Source organism: Neptuniibacter sp. SY11_33 (genome assembly GCF_047778025.1).
GTDB lineage: Bacteria > Pseudomonadota > Gammaproteobacteria > Pseudomonadales > Balneatricaceae > Neptuniibacter.
In genome coordinates, this window is record NZ_CP180543.1 from 2,340,120 (window position 1) to 2,361,801 (window position 21,682).

20 protein-coding genes are annotated in these 21,682 nt (G+C 43.0%); 6 read left to right on the forward strand and 14 right to left on the reverse strand.

Annotation, left to right across the window (positions count from 1 at the left end):
• Window positions 1–41 precede the first annotated feature (41 nt).
• The 10 genes from ACMXYV_RS11155 to ACMXYV_RS11200 form a co-directional block, all read right to left on the reverse strand.
• Window positions 42–1,268: a methyl-accepting chemotaxis protein gene (locus tag ACMXYV_RS11155; protein ID WP_415888570.1), complete on the reverse strand. Its 1,227-nt coding sequence runs from the start codon at window positions 1,266–1,268 to the stop codon at window positions 42–44.
• A 24-nt stretch (window positions 1,269–1,292) separates the two neighbouring features.
• On the reverse strand, window positions 1,293–2,339 hold the full coding sequence (locus tag ACMXYV_RS11160) for a protein-glutamate methylesterase/protein-glutamine glutaminase (RefSeq protein WP_415888571.1): 1,047 nt from the start codon (window positions 2,337–2,339) through the stop codon (window positions 1,293–1,295).
• Window positions 2,340–2,355: 16 nt separating this feature from the next.
• On the reverse strand, window positions 2,356–2,970 hold the full coding sequence (locus tag ACMXYV_RS11165; protein ID WP_415888572.1) for a chemotaxis protein CheD: 615 nt from the start codon (window positions 2,968–2,970) through the stop codon (window positions 2,356–2,358).
• A 5-nt stretch (window positions 2,971–2,975) separates the two neighbouring features.
• Window positions 2,976–3,815: a CheR family methyltransferase gene (locus ACMXYV_RS11170; protein WP_415888573.1), complete on the reverse strand. Its 840-nt coding sequence runs from the start codon at window positions 3,813–3,815 to the stop codon at window positions 2,976–2,978.
• A gap of 66 nt (window positions 3,816–3,881) precedes the next feature.
• Window positions 3,882–6,245 (reverse strand): methyl-accepting chemotaxis protein, encoded by a 2,364-nt coding sequence (locus tag ACMXYV_RS11175; RefSeq protein ID WP_415888574.1) that lies wholly within the window; start codon window positions 6,243–6,245, stop codon window positions 3,882–3,884.
• A gap of 16 nt (window positions 6,246–6,261) precedes the next feature.
• A complete protein-coding gene (locus ACMXYV_RS11180) occupies window positions 6,262–6,789 on the reverse strand; it encodes a chemotaxis protein CheW (RefSeq protein ID WP_415888575.1) in 528 nt (175 codons plus the stop codon).
• On the reverse strand, window positions 6,786–9,263 hold the full coding sequence (locus ACMXYV_RS11185; RefSeq protein WP_415888576.1) for a chemotaxis protein CheA: 2,478 nt from the start codon (window positions 9,261–9,263) through the stop codon (window positions 6,786–6,788). The genes ACMXYV_RS11180 and ACMXYV_RS11185 overlap by 4 nt, the downstream gene beginning before the upstream one ends.
• A 9-nt stretch (window positions 9,264–9,272) precedes the next feature.
• Window positions 9,273–9,635, reverse strand: a complete 363-nt coding sequence (locus ACMXYV_RS11190) for a response regulator (protein ID WP_415881668.1) — start codon at window positions 9,633–9,635, stop codon at window positions 9,273–9,275.
• A 32-nt stretch (window positions 9,636–9,667) separates the two neighbouring features.
• Window positions 9,668–9,952 (reverse strand): STAS domain-containing protein, encoded by a 285-nt coding sequence (locus ACMXYV_RS11195; RefSeq protein ID WP_415888577.1) that lies wholly within the window; start codon window positions 9,950–9,952, stop codon window positions 9,668–9,670.
• Window positions 9,953–10,171: 219 nt separating this feature from the next.
• Window positions 10,172–10,378, reverse strand: a complete 207-nt coding sequence (locus ACMXYV_RS11200; RefSeq protein ID WP_415888578.1) for a DUF1289 domain-containing protein — start codon at window positions 10,376–10,378, stop codon at window positions 10,172–10,174.
• Window positions 10,379–10,721: 343 nt separating this feature from the next.
• Between ACMXYV_RS11200 and msrB the strand changes: the two genes are divergently transcribed.
• The gene (gene msrB / locus ACMXYV_RS11205; RefSeq protein ID WP_415891440.1) at window positions 10,722–11,762 is read left to right on the forward strand and encodes a peptide-methionine (R)-S-oxide reductase MsrB; all 1,041 of its coding nucleotides are present in this window, start codon (window positions 10,722–10,724) and stop codon (window positions 11,760–11,762) included.
• 70 nt (window positions 11,763–11,832) lie between these two features.
• Here msrB and hisA read toward each other — a convergent pair whose 3' ends face one another.
• The 4 genes from hisA to ACMXYV_RS11225 form a co-directional block, all read right to left on the reverse strand.
• The gene (hisA, locus tag ACMXYV_RS11210) at window positions 11,833–12,588 is read right to left on the reverse strand and encodes a phosphoribosylformimino-5-aminoimidazole carboxamide ribotide isomerase (RefSeq protein WP_415888579.1); all 756 of its coding nucleotides are present in this window, start codon (window positions 12,586–12,588) and stop codon (window positions 11,833–11,835) included.
• A 79-nt stretch (window positions 12,589–12,667) separates the two neighbouring features.
• Complete coding sequence (locus tag ACMXYV_RS11215) at window positions 12,668–13,807, reverse strand: murein transglycosylase domain-containing protein (RefSeq protein WP_415888580.1); 1,140 nt, start codon at window positions 13,805–13,807, stop codon at window positions 12,668–12,670.
• Window positions 13,808–13,924: 117 nt separating this feature from the next.
• Window positions 13,925–14,626, reverse strand: coding sequence for a response regulator (locus tag ACMXYV_RS11220; protein WP_415888581.1), 702 nt, complete (start codon window positions 14,624–14,626; stop codon window positions 13,925–13,927).
• 84 nt (window positions 14,627–14,710) lie between these two features.
• Window positions 14,711–16,282 (reverse strand): ATP-binding protein, encoded by a 1,572-nt coding sequence (locus tag ACMXYV_RS11225; RefSeq protein WP_415888582.1) that lies wholly within the window; start codon window positions 16,280–16,282, stop codon window positions 14,711–14,713.
• A 239-nt stretch (window positions 16,283–16,521) separates the two neighbouring features.
• Here ACMXYV_RS11225 and ACMXYV_RS11230 point away from each other — a divergent pair, with 239 nt between their 5' ends.
• The 5 genes from ACMXYV_RS11230 (at window position 16,522) to ACMXYV_RS11250 (ending at window position 21,636) form a co-directional block, all read left to right on the forward strand.
• Window positions 16,522–17,505, forward strand: coding sequence for a tripartite tricarboxylate transporter substrate binding protein (locus ACMXYV_RS11230; RefSeq protein ID WP_415888583.1), 984 nt, complete (start codon window positions 16,522–16,524; stop codon window positions 17,503–17,505).
• 143 nt (window positions 17,506–17,648) lie between these two features.
• Window positions 17,649–18,122, forward strand: a complete 474-nt coding sequence (locus ACMXYV_RS11235; RefSeq protein ID WP_415888584.1) for a tripartite tricarboxylate transporter TctB family protein — start codon at window positions 17,649–17,651, stop codon at window positions 18,120–18,122.
• A 4-nt stretch (window positions 18,123–18,126) separates the two neighbouring features.
• Window positions 18,127–19,677, forward strand: a complete 1,551-nt coding sequence (locus ACMXYV_RS11240) for a tripartite tricarboxylate transporter permease (RefSeq protein WP_415888585.1) — start codon at window positions 18,127–18,129, stop codon at window positions 19,675–19,677.
• A gap of 313 nt (window positions 19,678–19,990) precedes the next feature.
• Entirely contained in the window at window positions 19,991–20,956 is a 966-nt protein-coding gene (locus tag ACMXYV_RS11245; RefSeq protein WP_415888586.1) for a porin, read from the forward strand.
• Window positions 20,957–21,027: 71 nt separating this feature from the next.
• On the forward strand, window positions 21,028–21,636 hold the full coding sequence (locus tag ACMXYV_RS11250; protein ID WP_415888587.1) for a DUF2057 family protein: 609 nt from the start codon (window positions 21,028–21,030) through the stop codon (window positions 21,634–21,636).
• Window positions 21,637–21,682 lie beyond the last annotated feature (46 nt).

The following is a 21,682-nucleotide window of genomic DNA, read 5'->3' on the forward strand; positions in this document are numbered from 1 at the left end:
TATCCCATCAACTTAAGACTTTTATGGATTGTAGAGCATTTTTAGAACAGCTCTACTTCCCCTTCTTCCATATCATTTTGAGCAACTGTACGTGTTTGATTACGCTGTACAGATTGCTCTCTAAGTTCTTTACAACGCGCCATGCATTTGTCAGCAGCGACACTGTTAACTTGATGATCTGGTGTAATTACATTTGAAATTAATGTCGAAACTTCGTTCAAAGAATCAACATTATGCTCTACAGAAGAGAGCGCTTGAGATGATATATCCTCGAACTGTAAGGAGCGTACAGCCTGATCCACACTGCTACTTAGTTGAGTACCAATGTTCGAAATTTCCATCACTTTCTCGTTTAAGAAGTGATTCATATTCGCCATATGCTCAAGCATCTGACCCATCTTATCTTTCGTTCCGATGGTGTCACTCATATCAGTAGAAGCCATTCCCCCTACCGTGCTACGCAAGATTTCGATAGTTTCTTTAGCTGACCCAATCTCTTCGCGGATCTCATTATTCAAACTAGCAGAGTTAATCGATAATGTACGTACCTCGTCAGCAACTACCGCGAAACCTCGACCTGCTTCGCCTGCTCGTGCTGCCTCAATACTTGCGTTAAGAGCCAGTAAGTTTGTTTGACTTGCTAAACCTTCAACATTTTCAATTAAACCAAAAATGCCATCCAGTTTTTCAACCATATCATCGATATGGTGCACAGTTTCTAAACTGTTTTTACTGACATCCACCATAACATTTACAAATTGATCCAATGTGTGGCTTGTTTCAGAAATAAAACTTTGAATACTAAACGTTTCTGGATTTAAATTTTGATCCCCACCCTGAGAATCTCCCTCATGAGTTTGATCGATGATCTCAGCAGTGAGCGCGGCCTGGCGACTCGCCAAATCATGCATAGTATGAAAACTATCACTCATTAAGTGAACAGATTCTTTAATCAAACCGTCTACACGTGAGACTTCCTGATTAACAATCATTGCATCATGCACAAGAGTCTGAGATACCTCTTTAACCGCATCATGTAATGCTGGGTCAACTGAAACAGCTGAGCCTTCCGCTCTGTTAGGCTCTCCTTCATTACGACGCGAAGAATGTGCAACCTTGTCCTTCAATACAAATTGAGCAATCAACGCCGGAATTAGCACCACAAGACAGATGAGATTCACAGTACTCTCTAGCCCCAGAACCTCAGCAGTCGCTAACACTAAACTTGCTACCAGAGCAGCAACCAACATTATTTTCTTTAACGTCATTTAGCTAACCTCAATTACTCTAAATTACGACAGGTGCTGCACCAGTCGTTGCGCTATATCATTTAAAGGTACAACCTCTTTAGCCGCGCCTAGTCTTACAGCAGTACCCGGCATGCCCCACACAAGGCTGGTAGCCTCATCTTGCACAATGGAATGAGCGCCTTTATCCACAAGACCTTTCATCGCGACAGCCCCATCCTCACCCATACCTGTAAGCATGATGGTAGTTATATTCCTTTGATCTAAGGATGCGATGGAGTTAAACATCACCTCAACCGAAGGCTTATGGCGATTTACAGGAGCACTATCATCTAATACACAAACAAACTCATGGCCATTCTGTTTGATGCAAAGATGAGAATCTCCCGGTGCTATATAAACATTGCCTGGTTTAAGGACATCTCCATCCTTCGCTTGAGAAACGTTTAAATCACAATTTTTGTCTAAACGATTTGCAAAGCGATCGCTAAAACTCAACGGTATATGCTGAGTAACGATAATGGGTGGCATATCAGTAGGCAGCGCTGCCAAGATTTGATGAAGCGCTTCTGTGCCCCCAGTAGAAGATCCGATTGCTACGAGTTGGTTTCTTGCCCGAATTAAAGGTGCTTTAGAGATAACTTTAGAAATTTGACTACGACTGTTGCGGTTAAACTTCAGCTTTGCAGACGTGGAAGCAGCCGCTTTTACTTTTGCAACTAAATCAGATTGGAACAACTGCAAGTGATCATCAGACTGAGTATTAGAAGGCTTTGCAATATAATCGATTGCCCCAATTTCCAAGGACTGCAATGTAGCATCAGCACCTTCATGGGTCAGAGTTGACAACATAACCACAGGCATGGGGTTAAGCTTCATTAAATTCTTTAAAAACGTAATGCCATCCATCTTTGGCATTTCAATATCAAGCGTCAGCACATCTGGCTTTAATTGCTTAATTTTGTCTCTAGCATCGTAAGGGTCAACAGCGGTACCTACAACCTCAATACTAGAATCTAGAGACAATAATTCGCTGATCACTCCTCGGACCAAAGCAGAATCATCGACTATCAATACCCGAGTTTTTTCCATATCAGGGTAATTTCCTTTAAAAGAGTTCAACATCTGAATCATCTAGATGCTGATCAACATCAATTTGGTAAGAACGCTCTTCAGCGATTACACGCTGATCATCACGATGATCAAGTTTATTAACTAACATACGCCCTGTTGTAGGGAAAAACGCTACCCGGCGAGCTTGATCGCCTCCTAAGTCTGAGGCTATCAGTTTTAAACCTTCGTCATCTATATACTTAAGAATAAAATCTATGTTTTGCTGACCGATATTGGCAATTCCAGACATCATATTGCCACCGCCAGTTAACTTTACCTGCAGGTTTTCACGTAAGCAGCCATGCTTCATCAGTTCGTTAATCAGCTGCTCCATCGCAAATAAACCATATCGAGAGGACCTTTGTAGGTCATCATTTGGTCCACCTGTAGGCAACATAAAATGATTTAACCCACCAAATTCAGTCACTGGATCATAGATACAAGCTGAAATACACGAACCTAGCAGGGTAGTAATCACCAATTCGTCATTGGCAATATAGAACTCACCCGGCTTGACCTTTACAGCATAAAGCTCCCAGCGCGGCTCCCAAAAAGAGTTGAACTGTTCAAAACCGGATACACCCTTAGGACGTTTTACTTCCATTGTCATCCAGCTTACCCAACCTTCCTGTAAATTGTTTTACCCACCAATTCAAAATTACTCGCATGGCGTGCTAAAGCCTCAGAGTGCCCGACAAACAAATAACCATTAGGTTTCAGCAGAGAATGCATCCGATCCAATAATCGCGCCTGCGTATTTTGATCAAAATAGATCATGACATTTCGGCAAAAAATAAAATCTAAAGGCCCTTCAATCGGCCAGTCCTGCATCAAATTCAGATAATTAAACCTAAGTAAATCTTGAAGCTCAGGCTTAACTCTCACGAAACCTTTATGCGAACCTTTTCCTTTTAAGAACCAGCGTTTGACTTGGGTATTTGGCAGATTTTTAACTCTGTCTTCTGCGTAGATACCGGATTTAGCACTACTCAAAACTTTAGAATCAATATCGGTCGCCAACAATCGTATATCCCAACGTGAAGGATCTATGCCCGATTCCAACAACGTCATTACCAAACTGTAGGGTTCCTCACCTAAGGAACACCCTGCAGACCAGCCTCTAATACTATATGAACGTGCCTCTTCTATCTCTGGGATAATGGTGTTGGTTATGAAATCAAAATGGTGCTTTTCACGGAAGAAAGCAGTTAGATTTGTTGTAAGCGCATTAATAAATTGGCTAAATTCGACAGGATTGTTGTCTAAAAATGAAAAATAATCGTCAAAATTAGAAAGTTTCAATTCCCTTAGGCGACGCACCAAACGGTTGTAAGCCATATCTTGCTTATGATCAGCTAGGACAATGCCTGCATAATCGTATAGCTCATCCCTAACCTTAACAAAGTGCTGCCTTGTGAAGGTAAACTCGCGGGATCTGGTTGAATCTGATGCCATTAACGCTCCCAGAAATTAAAGAGTATTAAACAGCCTACCTAATTTGATAGGCTGTTTAGGTACAACTTAAAACTCTTCCCACTCATCACCACTCGCACCAGCACTTACGATCGGCTGTTTAGGTACAGTGCGCTTTACTTCAGGTTTGCGCTCAGCTTGAACGTTCTGACTAGCCAATTCCCTTAGACGGCTAACACCTTCAGGTTTAGCTGGAGCTTGCACTGAACTAGAATGACCTTCAGCCTCAACCACGTCAAATTGGTTAACAAGTGTTTGAAGTTGCCCTGCCTGTTCTTCCATAGACGCAGAAGCAGCTGCAACTTCTTCAACCAAGGCTGCGTTTTGCTGCGTACCTTCATCCATTTGCGTTACAGCAATATTAACTTGCTCAATGCCGATGGCTTGTTCACGGCTGGCAGCAGCAATTTCACTGATGATCGTCGAAACGTTTTTAATCGCTTCCATAATTTCAGCGAGAGCTTTGCCTGATTCGTCGACAAAGAGGCCACCCTCTTCAACTTTTTCAACACTATCGCTAATTAGCTCTTTGATCTCTTTGGCAGCACTTGCACTTCGCTGTGCAAGGCTACGAACTTCGGATGCCACTACCGCAAAACCGCGTCCTTGTTCACCAGCTCGTGCTGCCTCGACCGCAGCATTCAAAGCCAGCAGGTTGGTTTGGAAAGCGATCTCATCAATCACACCGATAATTTCAGCAATTTTAGTAGAACTCGCGCGTATATCTCCCATTGAGGTAACTACCTTATTTGAGATATCCCCGCCCTTCTCTGCCAATTTTTGAGCATCAGTCGCTTGATTGCGCGCTTCATCAGCGTTATCCGCATTTTGTTTAACCGTACTAGTCATCTGCTCCATGCTCGCAGCAGTTTCTTGTAAGCTTGCTGCTTGAGCTTCAGTACGAGAACTAAGTGTTGTGTTACCGCTTGAAATTTCAGAAGCACCGGTAGTAATACTTGCACCCGCTGTGCGGATCTCACCGACCATTGTATTCAAGTTGTGCAAAGAACTATTTAGCGCTTCATTTAGCTCAGAGAACTCACCTTGGAAATTACCGGACATCTGCTGAGTCAAATCACCGTCAGACATAGCGCTAAGCACACGTTTAACTTCACGGATAGGCTCTACTACTGCATCGAGCATTTGGTTAACACCAGAAGCGATATTAGCCATAAATCCGCTGTAAAGCTCTTCATCTAGGCGCTCATTCAATTCACCTTGAGATGCTTTTTGGATCAAGTTCGCCACTTGGTCTTCTGCAATCAGTTGATCGGTAATATCCATCCATTCAACAACTGTACCTAGGCGCTGACTGTTTTCGTCAACCACAGGATTGGCAATCAAACTGAAGCTACGTTTTCCGACTCTAATTTTACCATTATGAGTGGTTTTAAGGCTTTCCAACATTCGGCGCTGATGTTCAGGATTTTTGTGGAAAATATCAAAGTTAGAACCTAAGATTTTGTCTGCTTCAAATTCCGGCAACTGCTCTCTGATATCTTCCTGAGCATTACGCATCATGCCCAAAACAGCCTCATTACAGTAAATGATATTGCCGTCGTTATCCGCCAACATAACGTTAGAAGAAACGTTATCTAGCGCTACTTTAATACGAGACGCACGGTTTGCTGCCTCTTTGGCATCATTAACTTCGTAACCCAGTTTGGTCGCTAGTATTTTAACGTTACGTTTGAGCTCACCAGTTTCACCTGGTTCATCCAAAGGAATAGGTGCTAAGTAGTCTCCTTCAGTGATATCAAGCATGTGGCGTCTAGCTTGCTCTAACGGCTTAACAACGCTGTTTTTCAAGCAATTATTAGCCCCAAATAGAATAATCAGGAACGCTACAATAGGGCCTACCATCAAGGCTTCTGCTGGTAATCCCATAAAATAAATCGCGGCATTAATCAGTACCGCGGCAACAACAGCCATTACAGCATGATGGTTGATCTGACCACCAAGATTTTGCTTAGGAACTGCATTTGGGGACGGAATGGTTGCCTCATTGCGCTTTAACTTCGCGTAAAGAGCAGTCGCTTGTTCAACCTCTTCCTGACTAGGGCGCGTTCGTACAGACATATACTCAACGATCTCGCCATTACGGAAGATAGGAGTAACATTAGCTTTAACCCAGTAGTAATCACCGTTTTTACAACGGTTTTTAACCAATTTTGACCAAGGACGGCCTAACTTGAGGGTCTCCCATAGATCTTTGAAAGCAGCAGGAGGCATATCAGGGTGACGAACCACGTTATGGTTTTTACCGACTAACTCATCCCGACTAAATCCACTGATCTCTATAAAATCCGGATTGGTATAAGTAATAATCCCTTTCAGGTTTGTTTTTGTAACAAGTTCCTGACCATCTCTGAGCTTAACTTCACGATCCGTAACCGGCTCATTGATTTTCATTTCTTATCCTCCGCCCCTATGCTTTCACTTCAGCTCTTGTTGGCGCATCGACCGCCAACTCATCGGAATTCATTAATTCATCTATGTCCATTAGGACAATCATTTTTTCATCCTGCGCCACTAAGCCTGTAATAAATTCAGCATTTATCACTCCGCCTATCTGTGGCGCGGGTTGTATCTGGTTGATTGAAAGTGTGTATGTCTCAGCAACCGCATCGACAATAATGCCCATAACACGCTGACTGCTCCCACTATCGACATTAATCACAATAACAACCGTAGTAGGTCCATATTCCACAGGCTTAAGACCGAATCGCAAACGCAAATCGATCACAGGAATAATAGCCCCACGTAAATTCAAAACACCTTTCAGATAGTCAGGCATATCAGGAACATGCGTTACCGGCGTCCAGCCTCTAAGTTCTTGCACTCTAAGGATATCTACGCCGTATTCTTCATCATCAAGTAGAAAACTCAGATATTGGTGCCCATCAGCTGTTTGGTCTAAAAGCTCAGACTGTTCCTGCCATTTAGTATCTGTCATGCCACAGCCCCCTGATCAGCATGTTCACTCCGAGAGATTTCATTTCGCTTATGAGCCGCTTTTGCCGTTTCAAAATCTAGTCCGCGCTTCATCAAACCCGCTATATCGAGAATAAGGGCAACACTACCATCACCTAAAATTGTTGCTCCAGCAAAGCCTTCAATACGTTTAAAATTAACCTCTAAACTTTTAATAACCACTTGTTGCTGACCAAAAAGCTCGTCAACTACGAGTCCAACCTTTTGACCGCCATTTTCAACAATGGCAATTAGGTTAGTATCTTGTTGATCATCTTCGACTGGTAGCTTAAACAGAGAACGCAAGTTGATTAACGGTATGTACTCTTCGCGGAAATGAAGTAGCTTGTTTTCACCCGCTATAGGGCTCATTGCAGATTTGTCCGCCAAGATTGTTTCAACGATAGCGATAAGCGGAACAATGTAAGTTTCGTTGTGAACACGAACAAGCTGACCATCAAGAATTGCTAAGGTCAAAGGTAGACTTACGCTGAAAGTCGAACCATGGCCAGGCTCAGAAGTCACACTTACGTGCCCGCCTAGGGACTCAATATTTCGTCGTACCACATCCATGCCAACACCACGACCCGATAGATCGCTCACCGCATCGGCCGTAGAGAAACCTGGCTTAAAGATAAGCTCATTAATTTCACTATCACTCAACTGCTGGTCGGCAGTAATAAGTCCGTTCTCTAATGCTTTTTGATAGATTTTTTCAGTATTTAACCCGCGTCCATCATCCGTTATGTCGATAATGATAAAGCCGCCCTGATGGTAAGCATTAAGCTCCACTCTGCCGACTTCAGATTTTCCTGCAGCGATACGTTCTTCTGGCGCTTCCAAACCGTGGTCAAGAGAGTTTCTAATCAGGTGAACCATAGGGTCACCGATTTTCTCCATCACTGTCTTATCGATCTCAGTCTGTTCACCTGTGATAACCAGTTCTACTTTCTTACCTAATTTTCCACTCACGTCATGGACCAAACGCGGAAAACGGTTGAAAACAAAACTGATAGGCAACATGCGCACACGCATCACATCTTCTTGCAGGTCACGCGTGTTGCGCTCCAACTGTTCTAAGCCAGCTTGTAAGCGTTCTACTTCCGAACCGCCGGTAATTTCAGCAAGCTCTTCACCCACCTGGCCAAGCATAGCTTGAGTAATTACCAATTCACCAACACGGTTGATTAGCGCATCAATTTTGTCGGTATCCACCCTAATCGAACTACTTTCTGCCGCCTTAGGTTTACGTGCAGAGTTGGTTTGATTTGTAGACACTGAGCTTGGCTTTTGTGACTCAGGTTTTGGCTCTACTATAGGTTCTATTGCAGGGTTAGAAGGTTGAACAGAAGATGAGCCTTCACTTGGCAGTGATTCAATTTCCTTAGCCGATACTTCGCTCGTTTCTTCAGCAGATTGTTTCTGTACTTTAGCTTCTATTGCTAAAGTACATTCATCCTCAACCCATTCAAAAACTTCTTCTATCTCTTCTTTACTGCACTCAGATACAAGATCTAAATTCCAAGTAAGCAAGAGCTGCTCTGGATTCAGCTTTTCAAAATCAACTAATCGATCCAAATTAACTTGTATATCAAGCTGACCTAGATCTTCTAGCGCTTCAAACATGAAACTTGGTTCATTACCTGTTTCAAGAATTGAAGGGCTAGGAATAAATGAGATAGACCACCCTGCAGAATTACTTCCGGTTTCTGCTTCTATTGGATCGTCAGAGAGTAATTCCCCTTGCGATATCTCAAGCTCACATTCATCTTCAACCCATTCAAATACTTCTTGTATTTCTTCCTCAGAACAATCTTCTGATACCAACTGTAACTTCCAAGACAGGAATAGTTTTTCAGAATTTATCGAGGATAAATCTGGCAGATCGACGATATTTGGCGTTACGGTTAATTCGCCTAAGTCAGCCAAGGCTTCAAACATAAAAGCAGGTTCATGGCCTGCTTGAAGCAGATTTCGATGAGGTACAAAGTTTATGTGCCAGCACGTATTTTTAGCATGAACGTCAACAGCAACATTTGTTTCAGTTACTGGCACAGCCTGGTCTTGCGAAGGTTCTTGCCCTAAAGCCTGCTCTAAACGCTGTTGTACTTGCTGGATCTTGGCTGCATCAACCTCAGGGCCATCTTGAGCTGCTTCGAGCAACATTTTGATACAATCGACAGATTCTAGTAGCAGATTTACCAGCTCTGGTGTTATCGACTGTTTGCCACTGCGCAGTTCATCCAACAGTGTTTCCACTACATGGGTGAAATCTGCGACTTCATTAAAACCAAACGTGCCCGCACCACCTTTTATAGAGTGAGCAGCACGAAAAATGGTATTGATCGTTTCTTCATCGGCTGAATCAAGGTTTAGAAGGCTGGATTCCATAACCTCTAAACCTTCATAGCTCTCTTCAAGAAAAGTAGCTATAAACTGTGATAGATCAATACTCATAGTTCTTATCTACCGTACTACACGCTTAATTGTGCTTAGAAGTTTCTCAGGATTAAATGGTTTAACAAGCCAACCCGTTGCACCTGCTCCCTTCCCTCTTTGCTTCATTTCAGGGGAACTTTCAGTGGTTAGCACTAAAATAGGTGTAAATTTAAAAGCAGGTAATTTGCGTAGTTCAGCACACAAAGTAATACCGTCCATGATCGGCATATTTACATCCGTTAGAACCAAGTCAAAACGCCCTGTTTGAGCCTTACCTAAAGCTTCCTGCCCATTAGCCGCCTCTACTACTTGGTATCCTTCCTGCTTAAGGGTAAAGGTCACCATATTTCTTAAGGAAGCCGAATCATCAACAACTAAGATGCTAGCCATTTATACTAATCTCCACATAAATCCTGAGCAGGTTAATCATTTTTAAGGAATAGAGTTTGTTCTAGCCCTAACTGGCACGCAGTTTTCACTAGAGTATCTGAAGGGTTAATCCACTTGACTGTTTTTTGCAGAGTTTGAGCCTTCAGACAAAAAGCCGTTAACAGTTGTAGCGCAGCAGTATCAACTCGAGTGAGTTTTTCACCATCTAAACACACAGCCTCAGCTGAGTTTATGTAGCTACCCAACTTTTGTTGCCATTCCGTCACATTTGCAATAGATAGCTCTTCAGGCATTGCCAATACACTGTTAGCGTCCATTAAGGATGTTCCTTATTTTCTATATGACTTACACCGATATACCGCCTAAATAAACTCTAATTTCTAAGGGGTATAAAAAAGTATCTATAAAATTCGCCTAACTCATGCAATATGTCAAAGGAAATTTTCCAAAAACTTCTGATATTTCAGCATATTGCTCAATAATCGTGACAAGTGTTTATATATCAGCCAAGGATCATGCGAGGATAGACTGATATATCAACCATTGAACCGAATAGAAGACAACTTCGCTTTGCGACGATCTGTATTCTTGAGAATCCGAGAACGTTCCTCTTCTGAAACTTTACTCCAGCGAAGAATCTCGTCTAAAGATCGATAGCACCCGACACAAATATCCTGATCATTCAGGCAGCAATTTCTTACGCAAGGCGATTCAATTTGAGTTGGATTGGATTTAGAAAGCATAACTTCATTCCTTTGGCCAAACCGGCAACAACCATAAGGGCAAACCATTACAATTTGATGTACCGATACCTAGCTCCTTCCTTAAATAAGGTGAGAAATACTCCTCATTAACAGCATAGCAAAGTTTGTTAATTCCGCTTTTTATGATCCCCTAATAAAGGGCTTACAGATTTTATGGAACCAATTGCCTAATGACCTCTCTAAATTTGCATTACCAGTATTTACAGGTTCTGTAGAAATGAAAAAAATAATTGCCATCTCAGCTATTTCAATACTTGGTGCCGGAATCGCCACCCTATCCACAGGGAATGAACAACCAAACGCATCATCCGAAACAACTACGATGCAATCTATCCAGTCTAATCAACTTGCTATTGCGACCTTTGCCGGTGGCTGCTTTTGGTGCACTGAATCAGACTTCGAAAAGCTCGATGGTGTTGTTCAAGTTGTGTCAGGCTATAGCGGAGGCGAAAAAGCAAATCCAAATTACAAAGAAGTTTCTGCCGGCTTAACCAAACACACAGAAGCGATTCAGGTGTACTACAACCCTGAAGTCATCTCTTACACAGGCCTACTTGAACATCTATGGCGCGTTATGAACCCAACCGATGGTAATGGTCAATTTGTTGATAGAGGAAAGCAATACCGTCCAGCCGTTTACTATCATAATGCTGCACAAAAACAGGCTATCGACCAGTCGGTTGATGCACTAGTAAAATCTGGCGTTTACGGTAAACCCTTAGAGACTGAAATTGCACCGTTTAAGAACTTCTACCCTGCCGAGGATTACCACCAAGATTATTATGCGAAAAATCCACTTCGCTATAGCTACTATCGTAATGGCTCTGGGCGCGATCAATTTTTATCAAAGGTTTGGAGCGAAAATGCTAAACATGACCTATCCCAATACAAAGGCCAAACTTCAGATGCGGACTACCGTATCCAACAGTTCGTAAAACCATCTGAACACTATTTGAAATCTAATCTAAGCCCACTTCAATACAAAGTAACTCAAGAGGATGGCACAGAAAGGCCATTTGATAACGAGTACTGGGATGAAAAGCGTGAAGGCATCTATGTAGATATCGTCAGTGGCGAACCACTTTTCTCATCGACTGATAAATACAAGTCTGGTACCGGCTGGCCGAGTTTTACTCAGCCGATCAAAGGGGTGGACATTGTAGAGAAAGAGGATAATTCTTTCTTTATGAAACGAGTTGAAGTAAGAAGTTCGCGTGCCGATTCTCATTTGGGTCATGTCTTTAATGATGGCCCAGCTCCTACAGGCTTACGCTATTGCATAAACTCAGCTTCTCTTCGCTTTGTACCTAAAGAGGAGCTAACAGCCCAAGGTTATGGTCAATTTGCACAGCTTTTTAAATAAAAGCGCTTATCAACTAACACAAATAAAAAGGCAGCGTGATTCGCTGCCTTTTTCTTATCCTGGATTTACTTTATCGAGCATTCCACGCGATACACTCTTCTAAAGTAACACCCTTACCGCCAAAGATATCTAGGGCGCTACCGATTGTAAGATCGACATTGCCTTGCGAAAGCTGATCCACCAGCTTTAGATCTTCTAGAGAACGCGCTCCACCGGCATAAGTAACCGGGATCGAACACGCTTTTCCTAAGAGCTTAACTAGCTCTTGATCTATACCACCCTGCAAACCTTCAACGTCTGCAGCATGAATTAAGAATTCAGCGCAATGCTCACCTAACTCAGACAAAGTTTTCTCATCAACCGCCATACTCGTCACCGTTTGCCAACGGTCAGTCGCTATATTCCAACCGGTTTCCGTACGACGGCAGCTAAGGTCCAAAATAAGCTTATCAGCACCTGTTTCAGCTTTAATCTTTTCTAAACGTTCCCAGCTAAATTGACCTTGATCGAATAGATAAGAGGTGACGATTACGTGAGATGCACCTGCTTCTAAAAACTCAGTCGCATTTACATTATTTACGCCACCACCAAACTGTAGACCACCTTTCCAGGTTGATAGCGCCAACAAAGCCTGCTCTTTGTTACCTGGCCCTAATGCGATGACGTGGCCGCCCGTCAGGTTATGCTGCTGATAAAGTTCCGCATAATAAGCCGCATCATAAGGGCTTACATAGTTGGTATCAGCACCACTATCTTGCAAGCTACCACCAACAATTTGCTTAACCTGCCCTTGGTGCAGATCGATACATGGACGAAACTGTGTCACGCTATCTCCTGATCATCTAAGCTGAAAGGCGCTATTTTATAGAGCGAATCGCTTTAGGTATATGCCAATCATTTGATTCTTATACATAACGGCGCTTAGCGTTGGTTACTTTGACCAAATAGCGCTGTGTTTCTAGTGGCATGCGACTCTGCAATCTCTGCCACACGCTGGAGGACGATGATCGATTAATCGTACTAATGGCTTGTCGACGATCACTAGAAAAGCTCCTAAGCACATTACCTACACCACCGTTATACGCAGCAATTATGCAAAACTCTTTGCTCTGTGGATCCCTTATTTCAACCAAATATCGTGTTTGCAGAATATGCAGATAAGCACAGCCCATACGGATGTTATTCTCGACATTGAACAGATAATTTCTGGAAGGGGTACCGGCGCGACCGTAGATCTCTTGGTGAGCATCTCGTCCAGCCGTTATTGGCACGATCTGCATTAATCCATAAGCTGGAGCATGACTGACCGCAAAAGGATTAAAGTGACTTTCTGTCTCAATGATCGCATACACTAAGGAAGGATTTAGATTGTATTGCCGAGAATACTTATCCACCAAAGCTGCGTAACGGTAGCGCCTTTTTAAACGGTGCTTTTCGACCAAAGGAAGCTCAACAAAATACTCGGTTTTTGTAACACCATTAGCCGTCTTTACTTGGCGTTTCTGCAATGAGTTCGTAAGAAGGTATTTTGCATAACGTTCAGCGCGCCATCCCCACCTTACTGGTTGTCCTTCATAATCCAATATTTGCCGGTAAAGAAAAGGTTCTCCCCCCAATGTGACTGGGGCATCCGAATAAAGGTCTACTTGGGTTGGATCTTCTGGCGATAACAACAAGGTAACTATCGCACTTTGTAGCTTGCTCTGGTCTAAAGTTTCGACACGAATTTGCCCTTTTTCGAAGTCTACGATTCCTCGACTCAGGTACTTATCGGTATATTTAACATAGGTCGTTGGCGTTGGTTGCAGCGCTTCATCCTCTCCCCATACGCTATTGATAAGTTGAGAGAACTTTTTAATGTCATTAACCAAACCTTTAGGATTGGTCACCCAACCCGTCGCTTTACTTTTAGCATGAGAGGTAAGTGCACCTTCAACACTTTGGCCTCTTGCCACACTGGTAGCGATTCGAAATGCATCATGAGTTGTACAACCAGCTAAACCTAGTGGAAGTAAACCCAGTAAAAAGCGTCTGCGAGAGAGCATAAAACCTCTGATCAGGAGAAATAAGGCAGAAAATTCTGAAAAATAATGCTGCCTAACTTAGATCTTCGACAGTAACCTAATCAGATCAGCATTCGCAACGATCTGACCGTTAAACACTTACTTAATTTGGGTATATCGTCTTTCAGGTCGCCCTACACTGCCATAGCTGACTTCTGCCATAAGTTCATTTGAACTCACTAAGAACTCAAGGTACCGCCGTGCAGTAGTTCGACTTGCGCCGATTTCTTCCCCTACTTCTTCAGCATTAAGCGGAGCATTTACCGCACAAAAAACATTTCGCACTTTATCTAGAGTAATACCATCAATGCCTTTTGGCAGACGAACCTCTCCTGTAACAGTTGAAACGCTTGAGCTTTGCCCACTTGACCTAGGTAGCACAGTATCTACATCACTTTGAGCCAATAACTCCATAGCTTGGAGTTTCTTCAGATGCAGCTGATAGTTTTCGAGTGTTTCTTGAAGCCGGTCAAAAACGAGTGGTTTTAATATGTAATCAAATACTCCTCCACGCAGTGCCTCGCGTAGGGTTTCCACCTCTTTAGCAGCGGTAATTAAAATGACATCTGTTCCCTGATTACCTGAACGCAGCTTCCTTAATAAGTCTAAACCGGTTCCTGTCGGAAACTGGATATCAAGTAATAAAAGTTCTGGCTGTAAAACCTCAACCAAGTCTTCAGCTTCTTCCAGCCCGTGAGCTATCCCAACTAACTCAAATCCAGAGATACGCTCTAAAAACCTTTTTTGTATCTCAGCTATTTGCTGATCGTCTTCTGCAATAACAACTCGAATATCACTCATCTTTTTATACTTGTTAATTGAGTTTTATTTCATTGAGTATCAATTTTTAACAATACTCATTTTTTATATACCTACGAATAAGCCTCACCCCTGAGCTTTGGGGATATAGACGATAAATCGACTCCCCCCTTTTTCTCCTAGTTCACAGGTCACTGTGCCATTTAAATTTTCTAAAAGCTGTTTAACTAGGTGTAGCCCAATGCCGTGCCCATCTTTAGCTTTACTTGTATATCCTTTTTCAAAGATTTTCTCTTGATCTCCTTCTTTTACCCCCGGACCTTGATCTTCAATCTCAAAAATTAGATCTGTACCCAGATCCAACATACTAAGCGCAACTTCTCCGCCTAAACCCGTATGCTCCCATGTGGCTTCAAGTGCATTATCGATTAAGTTGCCAATAATGCTGACTAAGTGCTCTCTAGGGAGTTTGTCTGGTAGCGATAACATCCTGCTATCTGGATCAATAATGAGATGAAGCCCCATCTCTTTAGCTCGGTTATATTTACCTAACAAACACCCCGCCAATACAGGATCAGAGACCGCTTCACGTAATAGCGTGATCAACTCTTGATGACTTTGCGCCTCTTGTCCTATAAGCGCTTGAGCCTCGTCAGTCGCCCCTATCTGAATTAAACCTGCAATAGTATGGAGCTTATTAGAATATTCATGAGACTGGCTGCGTAAACTGTCTGCGTATTGCTGTATCCGCGTTAATTTTTTACTCACCATCGCTAATTCGTCTTTACGTCTAAAACTTGAGACTACTCCAGTGATCTGATCACCTTGTTTTAAAGGCAGACGGTTCGCAATCAGGTTATGACCGTAGAGCCATACCTCCTCATCAAATTGCGGCTGTCCCGTTTTTAGTACCTCTAGCATTGTACTGTCGGGTAAAACGTCTGATATGTGACGCCCAGCCAGCTCTGCATAATCCGCTAACCCCAGAGTTTCAACAGCAGTTCGATTAAAGGTTGTGATCCGTCCATCGTTATTGATAGCGATTATCCCTTCACGCACCGATTCTAATGTCGCTCTTTGCTCATCAAATAAACGAGCTATCTGCTCAGGTTCCAAACCAAAAATGGCTCGTTTAAAGTGATTAGCAAACCAAACCGCAATCATTGCGCTCAATAAAAATGAGGCCCCAATAACAACAATCAGCGTAATTCGATACTCTTCAATAATATTTTCGACCTGATCAAGATGATAACCAACCGACACCAGACCTATAACCTCACCCTCATTTGAAAAGATCGGCGCTTTCCCTCGCATAGACCAACCCATACTACCCAAAGCTTTGGAAAGGTAGCCCTGACCAGCAACCAACGCCGGTGCATTATCATCACCTTCGTCATCCGACATTGGCCGACCAATTTTTTCTGTTCTTGGATGTGCTAAGCGGATCCCCTGCTTATCCCCAATCACAACAAAGCGAGCTTGGGTTTCTTCTGCCAATCGTAAACTTAAAGGCTGCAAATATTGGCTATCCCTCCTTTGCACTGCATCGATTATCTGTGGAGCAACAGCAATCGTTTTAGCAACATCTAACGCTCTTTGACCAATCTGTTCATCTAACGATTTATGTAGATAATGGACCGCAAAAACACCGATAAACCCGGTCTGCACAAGCGCCATGAGCCCTAAAATCAGGATCATACGGCTCTTTAGCTTTAACCTGTGCAGTACTTTTATATCCAAACTCATTCAGTGAACTCGCTAAATATCCTAATCATTAGATACTCTAAAGCTTAGCTAACCTCGATTAAAAAGCCCCGTAAACATTATGAACAAAATGATTTTTAAGGTTTAAAAAGCCTTTAATTTCATAAGCTTCATTTGCCGAATAAACCTCACTACTTTGTAGGCATCACAAAAATAAATACGAGGTGATCTCGATGTTCGGTAAAGTTAAAAGCAAAAAAACTCTGATGGCGGCCGTATTAACTACATGCATGACCGCAGGTGTTTCCTACCAAGCTCAAGCGATGGAAAGCATTCACTTTCTAATTCCTGGTGGCGCTGGCGGTGGTTGGGATTCAACAGCCCGCGGCACAGGTGAAGCCCTATCTAAAGCAGGTATTGTTGATACGATCTCCTACGAAAACATGTCTGGTGGTGGCGGCGGTAAAGCCATTGCTCACTTGATCGAGACAGCTGAACAAAAACAAGACACCTTGATGGTGAACTCGACACCTATCGTGATTCGCTCACTATCCAAAGTATTCCCTCAATCATTCCGTGACCTAACACCAATCGCTGCAACTATTGGTGATTACGGTGCCTTTGTAGTTAAGAAAGATTCCAAATACACCGACTTTCAGCAGGTTGTTGCTGATTACAAAGTTAACCCGCGCTCAATTAAGATTGCTGGGGGTTCCGCTCGTGGCAGCATGGATCACCTAGTCGCAGCCATGGCATTTAAAGCAACAGGCGGCGATGCACGTCAGGTTCGCTATGTCGCTTACGATGCTGGCGGAAAAGCAATGGCCGGCCTTCTTTCAGGAGAAACACAACTTCTATCAACTGGTTTCAGTGAAGCGCTAGCCCTAGCTGAAGCAGGCGAAGTACGCATTCTGGTCATGACAGGTAGCGAACGAAATGAAGCTGCGCCAGACGTACCAACGCTAAAAGAACTTGGCTATGACACTACATTTGTAAACTGGCGTGGTTTCTTCGCGGCTCCAGGTACAAGCGAAGCGCAACAAGCTGAGTTTATTGAATCTCTAGAAAAAATGTACGAAACACCTGAGTGGGAAACTGTCCGTTCACGTAATGGCTGGACAGAGATTTTCAAACCAGGCCCTGAATTTATCTCATTCCTAGAAACTCAGGAAAAAGAAGTTGGTGCTCTCATGCGCGAACTTGGATTCCTTAAGTAAACACACTCTCATTTCGCAGCAATATCCCTGACTTCGATTAAGTCAGGCCTTCTTTACCGAGGGCTTTGCCCTTTGGCCTCTGTCGACTGGCCCTCGGTTTTTTTAATAGACAGTTATGGCCTCTGCCATAGCAGGAGGATCTCATGACCTTATGCAAAGATCATATTGGTGGTCTGGTATTTCTCAGTTTATCTGTAGCTTACGGCTACTATGCAACTCAGATCCCTTTACTGCCTGGTGATGAATTCGAACCGTTCCACGCACAAACAATTCCTAATGCTTTGGCAATAGTAGGTGGCGTACTATCCATCTTACTGCTGGCTACAACCAAATCTAGCGATGACCAAAAGTTAGTTCTTAAAGGGTATGACTTCCCATTAGTAATCAAACTATTACTGCTCGTTGTACTTTTTGCGTTAACACTTGAATGGCTTGGTTTCTTGATTTCTACCATTTTCTTTTTAGTCGGTGGTTACTGGCTATTAGGCGAAAGAAGACCCAAGACCCTATTTATTGCATCGGTGCCTTTTGCCATTTTTCTATGGTTTGCATTGACACAACTACTCGATATTTATCTGGCTCCAGGTAAAGCGTTAACTATAATTTTTGGAGGCTGATCTCATGTTAGACGGAATTTTTACCGGCCTTACCACTGCGGTGATGCCTTTTAACCTATTAATGGTCGTTGTTGGCTGCTTTGCAGGTACATTTATCGGGATGTTACCGGGTTTAGGTCCTATCTCAGCCGTAGCCCTGATGATCCCAATCACTTACGGACTAGATCCATCTTCCGGCATTATTTTGATGGCTGGGGTTTATTATGGTGCGGTCTTTGGCGGCTCGACCTCCTCGATTTTGATCAACGCTCCTGGATGTGCGAGTACGGTTGTAACCTCTTTTGATGGCTACCCGCTTGCTCAACAAAAACAGGCAGGCAAAGCTTTAGCGCTTGCAGCATATTCATCATTTACTGGAGGCACTATTGGTGCGCTTGTACTTCTATTTGCAGCACCAGCATTAGCCTCTGTTTCGTTGAGTTTCCAATCGAGCGATTACTTTGCCCTTATGATTCTCGGCTTAACTGCTGTAGCAGCATTCTCTGGTAAAGGCCAAGTGATCAAAGCGCTAATCATGACCGTATTAGGCCTGATGATTGCTACTGTAGGGACAGATGTAACATCTGGTACAACTCGATTTACGTTTGGCAGTGTCGACTTGATCGATGGTATCAGCTTCTTGCTTTTAGCTATGGCAACCTTTGCTTTAACTGAGGTAGTCATGACTGTGCTTAAAGGTCAGCATAATGAGAAAGAAGCGCCTATGGATATGAGCCAACTAGGCAGCATGAAGCTAAGTAAAGAAGAAGTTAAGCACGTTGCTCCTACCATTGGTCGCTCCTCCTTTTTTGGTTTCCTAATTGGGATTCTACCGGGAGCTGGTGCAACTATCGCTTCGTTCCTTGCTTATGGTCTTGAACGTAACCTTGCATCAGCAAAAGAGAAACTAAAATTTGGTAAAGGCGCTTTACGTGGTTTAGCAGCACCTGAATCTGCAAACAATGCAGCATCTACAGGTTCATTCGTACCACTTCTGACACTTGGTATTCCTGGTTCAGGTACAACTGCAATTATGCTTGGGGCATTGATTGCTTATGGTATTCAGCCCGGCCCTCGATTATTTCTAGATAACCCAGATGTATTTTGGTCCGTCATCATTTCGATGTACTTTGGTAACTTGGTACTGCTGATTCTTAATCTGCCGTTGATTCCATATATCTCTAGACTACTAGTTATCCCTAGACCGATCTTAATCCCATTGATCCTTTTCTTCTCGATCACTGGTGTTTATCTCGTAAGCTTTAATAGCTTTGATATTCATATGATGGCGATCATTACGATCATAGCCATATTCCTAAAACTGCTTGAGTTTCCAATGGCCCCTATGCTGCTTGGTTTTATCTTAGGCGGTTTGATGGAAAACAACTTAAGCCGTGCTTTAACCATCTCTGACGGCAGCTTTGCCTTCCTTTGGGAGCGACCACTCACACTGAGCATCGTCATTACAGCAGTTGTAATTCTAGTTCTACCTCCAATCATCGAAGCCTGGAGAAAGAGAACTAAATCCAGCAAGAACCCAGGTTGCGAAGCTGCGATCTCTGAGGGTGAAGGCTAGCCCTACCCACTAATCAATAGAAGCAGGAATTTACTAGTCAAGCTGTAAATTCCTGCGATCCCATCCTACTCAACTTCAACTAATCCAAAGGAGGAATAGCGGATAACTGTGTCTGCAATCCCCAAACTGAATGCCATTTTGCAGCACGGTTTTGACTTTTTAAAACTCTAAGTTGGCTTTTTAGCACTTAGGATTTCACAACTGATGTCCCAGTTGTCCTGAGTCAAATAGCCACTGACTGAAATACAAAGCTTCCCTCTATGCTCTACACAAACCTGAGCGAGAGGTTCTAAAAAATACAAAAGAGGCAAACATGAAAAAACTAGCTTTATCTGTAGCTATTACCGCAACACTCGCTACCAGCACGTCTATGGCAGCAACAATCTATAGCGCTGACGGTTTAACTTATAAACTTAAAGGCGATTGGCAACTTCAATTACGTGACGACTACAAAAAAGCCAATGATTTTGACGTAGAGTTTGATGATTTAGAGCTGAAGAACACAATCATTTACGATTTAGGCAACGATCTAAAAGCCTTCGGCCAACTAGACTTCTCCTTTAACGGTTCGGCCGACGATTCCAGTGCAAGCGATAGCAAATTGGAAGAAGCTTACCTAGGGCTTCAATACAGCAATTTGAAGTTAAAAGTTGGTAAAACCAATACAGCCGGTGACGAGTTTGGTGTGGAAGCGGCTTATGAAACGATCCTTGATGAAGATCAGTTTGATGTAGTTAAAAGCTCAGGCGACGACCTTATCCGTCTAGAAGCAAGCTTTGATAATGCCACTGTAGTTATGTCTCACGAAATAGCATCAGACGGCAATGCCAGCGAAGATGGTGAAGCAACTGATCTGTTTGTTAGCACTAAACTTTCCGAGCTATCTCTAGCCGCGGCATACCAAACTCATCAAGCTAGCGGCTCTACCTATTCAGATGACACTTGGGGGGTTAGTGCCAAATTTAATGCTGGCTTTGCAACGTTTGGAACAGATTTCAGTTCTACTGACTATGGCAACCCAGCGACAGCTGATGCAGATATCAGTAACTTGGTCGCTATCTTCCAGCCTCTAGACACTACTCGAGTTGCGCTAGGTTACGTGAATGTAGATTCTGATGCAGACAACCAGGATGCAAGCTCTTGGTACACCAACGTGACATATAAGTTCCCGTCACAGAAGAACGTATCAGTCTTCGCCGAAGTAGCTAAAGCAAGTTTTGACGATGCTAGCGTTGATTCTGAAATCGACGTTCTTGCAGGCATGCAAATCAAGTTCTAATTGCTAAACGGTGGCTCAATAGGTCCTCCCCTTCAAGCCTGTTGAGCCATTCTTACCTTCTGGAGAACCTCATGAAAAAACTAGCTTTGCTGGTGACACTGATTTCAGCACCTCATGTAATGGCAGATAACCAGTTAATATTGGGTGAAGGCATTAAAGTTCACGCGATTAACGGCAGCGAAAGTATATCCTCTTTTTTTTCCAACGATCGATCTTTAAACCTACCCGACGGGAATAACCAACTTCTTGTTTCCTACACAGCAGAGATCAGAAATGGAAGTGATTATGAATTAGAGCACAGCCACCCAAGTGTTCTTTTATTTAGTTCAGAGAAACAATCAATCACACTCAAAGCACCTGAGATCATAACTACAAGGCAGTTAGAGCATTTCAACCGCGAGCTTAACTGGAAACTTGAAAGCGACCAAAAGCCAATTCAATTTAACGCAGAACTACTACCACTGAAAGGCTTCCGTTTAGGGATAGATTTTGAGAGAGAGCTAGCTGATTTTAATAGATCAAACAACAGTGCTACCCAGCATGTTTCAGTCATTGAAACACCCTCTGTTGTAAAAGGAGATAAAGTGACTGATGAACAAATGAAGTTAATTTTGTTGAAAAGCTTATATCAACAAGCCTCTCCTGAAACTCAAGAGGCCTTTAAAAGCTTTATCCAATAATTGCAGGAAGGTTTTTGTCTCTCTGGACAATTTTTTTTAAAAAAAG

Excerpts from the sequence above, each read along its gene's own strand:
- ACMXYV_RS11235 (WP_415888584.1), top strand. The coding sequence starts at position 17,649 with ATGACCTTATGCAAAGATCATATTGGTGGTCTGGTATTTCTCAGTTTA.
- ACMXYV_RS11245 (WP_415888586.1), top strand. The coding sequence starts at position 19,991 with ATGAAAAAACTAGCTTTATCTGTAGCTATTACCGCAACACTCGCTACC.
- ACMXYV_RS11250 (WP_415888587.1), top strand. The coding sequence starts at position 21,028 with ATGAAAAAACTAGCTTTGCTGGTGACACTGATTTCAGCACCTCATGTA.
- ACMXYV_RS11160 (WP_415888571.1), bottom strand. The coding sequence starts at position 2,339 with ATGGAAAAAACTCGGGTATTGATAGTCGATGATTCTGCTTTGGTCCGA.
- ACMXYV_RS11225 (WP_415888582.1), bottom strand. The coding sequence starts at position 16,282 with ATGATCCTGATTTTAGGGCTCATGGCGCTTGTGCAGACCGGGTTTATC.
- ACMXYV_RS11200 (WP_415888578.1), bottom strand. The coding sequence starts at position 10,378 with ATGCTTTCTAAATCCAATCCAACTCAAATTGAATCGCCTTGCGTAAGA.
- ACMXYV_RS11165 (WP_415888572.1), bottom strand. The coding sequence starts at position 2,970 with ATGACAATGGAAGTAAAACGTCCTAAGGGTGTATCCGGTTTTGAACAG.
- ACMXYV_RS11175 (WP_415888574.1), bottom strand. The coding sequence starts at position 6,245 with ATGAAAATCAATGAGCCGGTTACGGATCGTGAAGTTAAGCTCAGAGAT.
- ACMXYV_RS11190 (WP_415881668.1), bottom strand. The coding sequence starts at position 9,635 with ATGGCTAGCATCTTAGTTGTTGATGATTCGGCTTCCTTAAGAAATATG.
- ACMXYV_RS11195 (WP_415888577.1), bottom strand. The coding sequence starts at position 9,952 with ATGGACGCTAACAGTGTATTGGCAATGCCTGAAGAGCTATCTATTGCA.
- ACMXYV_RS11170 (WP_415888573.1), bottom strand. The coding sequence starts at position 3,815 with ATGGCATCAGATTCAACCAGATCCCGCGAGTTTACCTTCACAAGGCAG.
- ACMXYV_RS11240 (WP_415888585.1), top strand. The coding sequence starts at position 18,127 with ATGTTAGACGGAATTTTTACCGGCCTTACCACTGCGGTGATGCCTTTT.
- ACMXYV_RS11220 (WP_415888581.1), bottom strand. The coding sequence starts at position 14,626 with ATGAGTGATATTCGAGTTGTTATTGCAGAAGACGATCAGCAAATAGCT.
- ACMXYV_RS11230 (WP_415888583.1), top strand. The coding sequence starts at position 16,522 with ATGTTCGGTAAAGTTAAAAGCAAAAAAACTCTGATGGCGGCCGTATTA.
- ACMXYV_RS11155 (WP_415888570.1), bottom strand. The coding sequence starts at position 1,268 with ATGACGTTAAAGAAAATAATGTTGGTTGCTGCTCTGGTAGCAAGTTTA.
- msrB (WP_415891440.1), top strand. The coding sequence starts at position 10,722 with ATGCAATCTATCCAGTCTAATCAACTTGCTATTGCGACCTTTGCCGGT.
- ACMXYV_RS11215 (WP_415888580.1), bottom strand. The coding sequence starts at position 13,807 with ATGCTCTCTCGCAGACGCTTTTTACTGGGTTTACTTCCACTAGGTTTA.
- ACMXYV_RS11185 (WP_415888576.1), bottom strand. The coding sequence starts at position 9,263 with ATGAGTATTGATCTATCACAGTTTATAGCTACTTTTCTTGAAGAGAGC.
- ACMXYV_RS11180 (WP_415888575.1), bottom strand. The coding sequence starts at position 6,789 with ATGACAGATACTAAATGGCAGGAACAGTCTGAGCTTTTAGACCAAACA.